This is a genomic window from Cupriavidus sp. 05N39, from assembly GCF_056397325.1.
Genome location: NZ_JBFTNE010000277.1, coordinates 1 through 565, shown reverse-complemented (window position 1 = coordinate 565; position 565 = coordinate 1). Strand labels below are relative to the sequence as shown.

The window sequence follows — 565 nt, the reverse complement described above, 5'->3', positions numbered from 1 at the left end:
CACCTGGAAGGCGCGTTCGCGGGTGGCGAAGTAGCTGCCGATGAACATGCCGAAGGCGACCGTGGCGGTGATGAACAAGGTGCCGCCAAGCACCTGGCCCAGCGGGTTTCCACCGCGCGGATAGTCCTGCACCCAGGCGGTGAACCCGGCGTAGTAGAGCAGGCCAAGCAGGCCGACGAGGCTGAAGCCCACGGCCATCCCGGCGAGCGTGGGCAGGTCGAATTGCAGCCGTCGGCCCAGTGCCAGCCGGCGCGCGCCGAGCAGCACGCCGATGCCCATCAGCAGCGTCTGGTGCACGATCAGTTCGGCCACGCCGGGCACGATGGCACTGCCGTAGCCTTCCTGGGTGTTGAACAGTGGCCGTTGCACCAGGGTGATCGGCGCGGGTTGCGGCGCCCCCATGAAGGCGGCCTGGCCCACGGCGGCCTCGCGGGCGAACGCGGTCAAAGCCTCGGCGACGCCTCCCAGCACCCAGCTGGCGCGGCCCAGGTAGGCGCCGTTGCCCATCAACACCAGGTGGCCGGCGCTGCCGCGCAGGATGTCGCGCTCGAGGTTGGGGGGTATC

General features: G+C 70.3%; 1 protein-coding gene. It reads right to left on the bottom strand.

The window, feature by feature from the left end; genetic code table 11:
- A partial coding sequence (locus AC1DN0_RS41280; protein ID WP_477146633.1) for an ABC transporter permease occupies positions 1-565 on the bottom strand: 565 nt, incomplete at both ends.